Origin of the sequence: Hansschlegelia beijingensis, assembly GCF_045505405.1 — a bacterium.
Lineage (GTDB): Bacteria > Pseudomonadota > Alphaproteobacteria > Rhizobiales > Methylopilaceae > Methylopila > Methylopila beijingensis_A.
Genome location: NZ_JBJKEX010000197.1, coordinates 1 through 5,621, shown reverse-complemented (window position 1 = coordinate 5,621; position 5,621 = coordinate 1). Strand labels below are relative to the sequence as shown.

3 protein-coding genes and 1 pseudogene are annotated in these 5,621 nt (G+C 69.1%); 1 reads left to right on the top strand and 3 read right to left on the bottom strand.

Translation table 11 applies throughout. The features are described 5' to 3' along the window. Both ACIKT0_RS12130 and ACIKT0_RS12125 read right to left on the bottom strand, forming a co-directional pair. A pseudogene (locus ACIKT0_RS12130) lies at nucleotides 1-394 on the bottom strand (4-(cytidine 5'-diphospho)-2-C-methyl-D-erythritol kinase); the annotation flags it as partial. Nucleotides 395-448: 54 nt separating this feature from the next. Beyond that, nucleotides 449-2,470, bottom strand: coding sequence for a tetratricopeptide repeat protein (locus tag ACIKT0_RS12125; RefSeq protein ID WP_407105582.1), 2,022 nt, complete (start codon nucleotides 2,468-2,470; stop codon nucleotides 449-451). 346 nt (nucleotides 2,471-2,816) lie between these two features. Between ACIKT0_RS12125 and ACIKT0_RS12120 the strand changes: the two genes are divergently transcribed. Next, on the top strand, nucleotides 2,817-4,451 hold the full coding sequence (locus ACIKT0_RS12120) for a hypothetical protein (RefSeq protein ID WP_407105581.1): 1,635 nt from the start codon (nucleotides 2,817-2,819) through the stop codon (nucleotides 4,449-4,451). Here ACIKT0_RS12120 and ACIKT0_RS12115 read toward each other — a convergent pair whose 3' ends face one another. Next, nucleotides 4,452-5,393: a cation diffusion facilitator family transporter gene (locus ACIKT0_RS12115; RefSeq protein WP_407105580.1), complete on the bottom strand. Its 942-nt coding sequence runs from the start codon at nucleotides 5,391-5,393 to the stop codon at nucleotides 4,452-4,454. Nucleotides 5,394-5,621: the final 228 nt, after the last annotated feature.

Here is a 5,621-nt window from a genome sequence, read left to right as displayed (position 1 = left end):
CCCGCTTGAACAGCTTTGGCTGCCTCTCGCACTCCTTGGCGTCCTTGATGGCGCGCTTGAGCGCGAACTTCATCGAATTCCTCCTCACGCCGATCCCGGCCGCCACCGGCACCCGCTTGACCAGCGTGAACCGGCCGAGCCGCAGCCCCTCGATCCGCGTGGCCGCCTCGCGCGCGGCCTTCAGCACGAGATTGTCGTCGGGCGGGCCCGCCGCGTCAGAGAACGGCCCCTCGACCGCGAGCGACAGCGGGCAATCCGGCTCCAGCGTCAGCGCGTCGGCCGCGCAGCCCGCGAAAGCGACGAGGCTGTCGAGTTCATGGAAGCCGTCCAGCCGCCGTCCGAGAACGTGGAGCGTCAGATTGACCTTGGCGGGGGCGCGGGCGCGAAGCAGCATCGCGCCTGCCTGTATCACCGCCGCAGCCGCCGCGTAAGCGCGGCGGCGGCGCGATCAGCCGCCGTTCTTCTTGTCCGAAGCGTCGGCGGAGGCGTCGGTCTTCTTCTCGTCCGGCAGCCCGTCCTTCAGCTTGGCCTCGATCTTCGGCACCTCGGCCGGCTCCGGCTTGAGGTCCTTGGCGTGGCTCCACTGGAAGCGCGCCTCGAGCTTGCGGCCGACGCGCCAGTAGGCGTCGCCAAGATGATCGTTCATCACCGGATCCTGCGGACGCAGCTCCACAGCCCGCTCGAGCTCGCGCACGGCGTCATCCAACTTGCCGAGCCGGTAATAGGCCCAGCCCAGGCTGTCGACGATGTAGCCGTCGTCCGGCTTCAGCTCGACCGCCCGCTTGATGAGCTTCATACCCTCTTCGAGGTTGATGCCCTGGTCGATCCATGAATAGCCGAGATAGTTCATCACCAGCGGCTGGTCGGGGGAGAGCTCCAGCGCCTTCTTGAGGTCGGCCTCGGCCTTCGGCCACTGCTTCGAACGCTCATAGGCGATGCCGCGGACGTAGTAGAGCGACCAGTTGGCCGCGCTCGGCTTCGCCGCCGCGTCGGCCTTCTGATCCTCCGACGGGTTGCTCGCCTGCCGCGGCGGCAGCAGCAGCTTCTGGCCCGGCTTCAACTCGTTCGACTTCGCGAGCGTCCCGCCATTCGCGTGTTCGGCTTCGGGCGTCCGGTTGAAATCCGCGAGCTCGCGCCAGCGGTTCCGATCGCCATAGACCTCCTTGGCGATGTCAGGCAGCGTCTCGCCGCCCTTCACGACATAGGTGGTCGGCTCCGCGGCCTTGCCGGGCGCTTCGCCCGCGCCGGCGAGCGGCGCCTCGATCAGCGCGACGGCTCGGGAATAGGTCTCCGCCGCCTCCGCGAACTGCTCGCGCCCGCGCTCGATGTTGCCGAGCGCGATGATCGCCTCCTGGTCGGTGGGGTCGGCGGCGATCAGCTTGGCGAGCTTGCTCTTTGCCTCTTCCGTCTTGTCGAGCCGGTCGAGATCCATCGCGCTCTGGATTTCGGCGTTGCGCTTGAGCGGCGACGAGGCCGGGACACGCGCATAGACGTCGATCGCCTGCTGGTACTGGTTCAGTTGGTCGTAGAGGTCGGCCAGCGTGACGAGCGCCATCGCGTGGTTGGGCTCGGCGTAGAGGGCGAGCTGAAGGTAGACGAGCGAGAGATCCTCGCCGCCCTGTCGCGCGAGCGCGCCTCCGATGCCGTAGAGCACCTCGGCCACGCCGTCGCTGACGTCGGCGATCGGGCGCCGCAGATCGCCGCCGGTCTGGACCGCGGTGCGCGCCTCCCGGATCAACGGGTGGCGCGGCGCGACCTTCTCGAAATCCGCGAGCAGCTTGAGCGCGCCGTCCTTGTCGCCGTTGCGGGCCCGGAACAGGGCGGCCGCCTGCACGATGCGCAGCGCGCTGCCGTCTCCGGACAGCGCCGCGTCGAAGCGCTTCTTCGCTTCCTCGCGCCGTCCGCCTAGGTCAGCGACGAGCGCGGCGTGATAGTCGCGGAAGGTGCCGAAGAAGTCCGCGCCCTGCAGCTTGTCGATGCTGGCGAGCGCCTTGCCGGTCTGGTCGGAGCCGAGCCACGCCCAGGCCGTCAGCAGATGATCGGTCAGCTCGGCGAGCGGCCCCTTGGCGCTCTGCGTCAGCTGGCGCCGCGCGGCGGCGTAGTTGTGGGTCTTGATCCCCCTCACCGCCAGCGCGAGCCGCGCCATCCGGTTGCTTGGATCCTTGGCGACCAGCCGCTCGGCCAGCCGCATCGCGCCGTCCACGTCGCCCTCGACAAGCGTCAGCAGGAAGGTGCGCTCAAGGAGCTCCGGATTTCGCGGGTCGGCGCGCAGCGCGGCCCTGAAATAGGCCGCGGCCGAAGCGGCGTCGCGTTCCGAGCCCGCGATGCGGCCGGCGAGATAGTTGCCGGCGAGAGAGCTGCGGGACGCCGCGAGCTCGACCTCGGAGGCCGGCGAGGAGACGGCGGGACCAGCGGCCAGAAGCGCGGCCACCACGGCGAAAGGCGCGACGCGCCGCTTAAGCAAGGTCACGTAGATCCGGTCCTCCGGGGCAGCGCTGCGCGAAGCAGCGTGGCGCGCAACATGAACCTCGCGAGCACACCCCACAAGCCGGGCGGAATTGCGGAGCGCGACACGCTGGGTCCAGGCGCCGCCGTGGAAATCGCGCGTTTCAGGCGGCGCGCAGGGTCGCCCGCTACCGCACAAGAGCGTGACTCTCGCAGCTTCGGCCTTCCCGCGAGGGGCCGACACGGTAAGTCTTCGCGTCTGCGACGAATCATATCGCAAGCGCGAAGGGGGACTATTGGCGCGGGCACGGACGATCTTTTCACGCGTCGCCGCGGGGTGGCTTCTGGCCGGCCTCTGCGTGGCGCCCTCGATGGCGCAGCAATCCTGGCTGGCCGACTGGGCCTCGCAGAAGCAGCTCGAGATCCACACGGTCTCGGTCGGCGACGACGCAGAGAACTTCAGCGCGCCTGTCCCGCTCGAGCTGCCCACTCGGATCCGTCGCGTGCTGACGCCGAGCGAGCAGGCGCGCGCCGACGCCACCATCTCGCTCTATTCGACGATGATCGGCGGCAACGCTCCGAACAGCCTGCTGTGGAGCGGGATCGAGACCGCCAACCCTCTCACCCGGGACGAGAGCTATCGCTGGAATTCGCTCAGGGATCAGGGCCTGTTCGACCCTGACCGGCGCGCCAAGCTGATCTCGGAAGTGCAGAGCCTCGGGCTCGTGAACATCAGGATCGGGCTCTCGAACCATGAGATCGATCTCGATGAGCCGGCGAGCTGGGCGGAGCACGACGCGTTCGTCTCCGATCTCGCGAAGGCCGGCCTCAACCTCAGCCTCGACATCCACCATTTCGGCATCGAGGACCGCTTCCGGGTGACGGACGCCGCAGGGCGGACCATCCCTTCCAAAAGCTATTATCTCAATCCCGAATGGCCGGACTATTTCGCCCGGTTCGCGGCGGCGGCGTTCGAGCGCTACGGCGCGAGCATCAAGGCGGTCACGCTGATCAACGAGCCGGAGACCACGGTCGGCTTCAACAGCGAGATGTGGAACGGCGGCTTCCCCGGCTGGGGAGACCCGCGGCACGGCCAGTACTACATCGAACGCGCCTTCGCTTTGGCGCGGGCCGCCGTCAAGGCGCGCAGCGCGATCCAGAGCCAGCTTCAGAGCTCCGGCCAGCGCATGCTGTTCATGCACACCGAGGCCGCCGTCTACAAACCGGGGCGGCCGGACTTCAACCGCTTCGTGCGGTTCATCCCGAGCGATCTCATTCTCGGCCAGAACTGGCTGCTGAACGCCGACCTCGAGACGCTCGCGAACACCCCGCTCGCGGCGCTCGACCGCCGCGTTCGCCGAACGCCGACGGCGCAGAAGACTTCGCTCGACTGGCTCGTCGGCGCCTATGTGCTGTCGACCCACAGCCTGCCGGAGCGCGAGGCCCGCCGGACCCGCCTGCTGGAGCTTCTGACGGAGCTGCGCGACCTGCATCTCGCGCTCGCCCGGGACTTCGGCGTCACGATGAAGACCGACACCGTGTTCGCGGCCGACTATTACGCGCACAACGAGGACGTCGACCCGCAGGGCGCCTGGCTCAACCCGGAGCCGCAGCTCTACGCGGCGCAGATGCAGGACGGCGCGCGCCGCGGGCTCTATCCGCTGATCATCGACTACTACAACCACTACGGCCTGCCGATGATGATCGGCGAGACCGGAACGCCGTTCTACGCCTATGGCGCCCGCTGGCACGCGCAACTGCTGCTGGAGCTCGCGCAGACCATGGAGGAAGGCGTCCCGATGCTCGGCTACACGATCTACCCGCTGGTCGACACCCGGGGCTGGGAGACCGCCCTGTCGGTCCCGAAATCGCGCACCACGGTGAACACCGGCGGCATCCTGGACGTCGCTCTCGAAGCGCGGCCCTTCATCCGGGCCCTGCTGCAGTCGCTCAACAACCAGACCGCCGAGAACCTGCGAAGCGTCGCGCCGCAGAGCGTCCAGTGATCACGCCGCCCCGGCCTCCGGGGCGAGCGCCGCGTCGCGAAGCGGGATCGGCCTCAGGAATACCCGCGTGATCTCCGGATGCGCGGCCTCGATCCTGGCGGCGAGGTCGCGCGCCGTCTGCTCGACCGCCGCTCCGTCGAGATCGTCCCGGATGTCGATCGACGCGGCGAGCAGGATCTCGCGGGGGCCGAGATGCATCGTCAGCAGCTCCGGCGCCGCGGCCACCCGCGGATCCGCCAGAAGAATGCGGCGCACCTCCTCGCGGGTCTGCGGAGAGGCCGCCTCGCCGGTGATCAGGCTCAGCGTCTCCCGCGACAGGAAGATCGCGACCAGCACCAGCACGAGGCCGATGGCGATCGAGCCGGCCGCGTCGAAGGCCGGAGCGTCGAACGCGTAGGCCGCGCCCACGCAAACCAGCGCGATCGCGAGGCCCGCAAGCGCGGCCGCGTCCTCGCACAGCACCGCGAACACGCTCGGGTCCTTGCTCCGGCGGATCGCCTGCCAGGGCGAGATGTCCGGATAGGCGGAGCGCAGCTCGCGATAGGCGACCCGGAACGACAGCGCCTCGATCACCATGCTGATGATGAGCGTGGCGAACGCCACCCAGGCGTCCTCCATCGGGTGCGGATCGGCGAGCTTGTGGATCCCCTCGTAGATCGAGACCGCGCCGCCGAGCGCGAAGATCAGCATCGCCACCACGAAGGCCCAGAAATAGATCTCGATGCCATGGCCGAAGGGATGCCGGACGCTGGCCGGACGGGCGGCCCGCTTCAGCCCCAGCAGCAACAGGCCCTGATTGGCGGTGTCGACGAGCGAATGGACGCCCTCCGACAGCATGGCGCTCGACCCGGTCCAGAACGCGGCCGCAAACTTGGTGACGGCGATCGCGAGGTTGCCGGCCAGCGCGGCGTAGATGACGGTCGACGATCCATGCGCTGACATGAAGGCTCCGGGGCATGCCGGGAGCCGGAGGTATAGGGCGGCCGGCGCGCGCCGCGAGGGCTGGACGGCGCCATCCGGCGCGCCAAACCAAGGCGGAGCCCCCAAGCAGGATTACGCCCCATGCAGCTGCCAGCCGTTCTCGTCCCGACCCGCCCCCAGGCCGAGCGCCTCTCCGTCGCGCTCGGCTGGCTCTCGCTCGGCCTCGGCGCGATCGAGCTCGCGAGCCCC

What these genes read in the sequence shown, in the direction of transcription:
- ACIKT0_RS12120 (WP_407105581.1), top strand. Translation starts at nt 2,817, where the DNA reads ATGGCGCAGCAATCCTGGCTGGCCGACTGGGCCTCGCAGAAGCAGCTC.
- ACIKT0_RS12115 (WP_407105580.1), bottom strand. Translation starts at nt 5,393, where the DNA reads ATGTCAGCGCATGGATCGTCGACCGTCATCTACGCCGCGCTGGCCGGC.